Raw genomic sequence first — 413 nt, forward strand, 5'->3', positions numbered from 1 at the left:
GGTCACGGCCGCGCTGGAACAGTTCGAGGACCTTGAACTGGAGGAGGCTGCCGCCAGCCTGCGCGAGGTCAGCGCCGCGCTCACCGCAGCGATACGAGGGGCGGATGTATGACCGGCGCAGAGGCCCTGGCCGCCCCCCGGATCGCAACCGTTCTGGTTGTTGATGATGACCGGCTGAACAGGGTCGCGCTCGCGGAGCTTTTTCAGGACGATTGCCGCGTGCTTATGGCGCGCGACGGGCAATCCGGCCTCGACATCATCGCGCGCGAGGCAGTCAGCCTTGTCCTTCTCGACGTATCGATGCCGGGGATGGATGGTTATGACGTGCTGCGCGCCATCCGGGCGACTGAGCGGAGCCACAATTTGCCTGTGCTCTTCATCACAGGCATGTCCGATGCCCCCGATGAAAAGCG

At 64.6% G+C, this 413-nt stretch carries 1 protein-coding gene; it reads left to right on the forward strand.

What is annotated here, in order from left to right; translation table 11 throughout:
- Nucleotides 1–108: 108 nt before the first annotated feature.
- The coding region (locus D7X96_RS39335; protein WP_121772019.1) for a response regulator at nucleotides 109–413 on the forward strand (305 nt) is incomplete at its 3' end.

This window comes from Corallococcus interemptor, from assembly GCF_003668875.1.
In the GTDB taxonomy this organism is placed as follows: Bacteria; Myxococcota; Myxococcia; order Myxococcales; family Myxococcaceae; genus Corallococcus; species Corallococcus interemptor.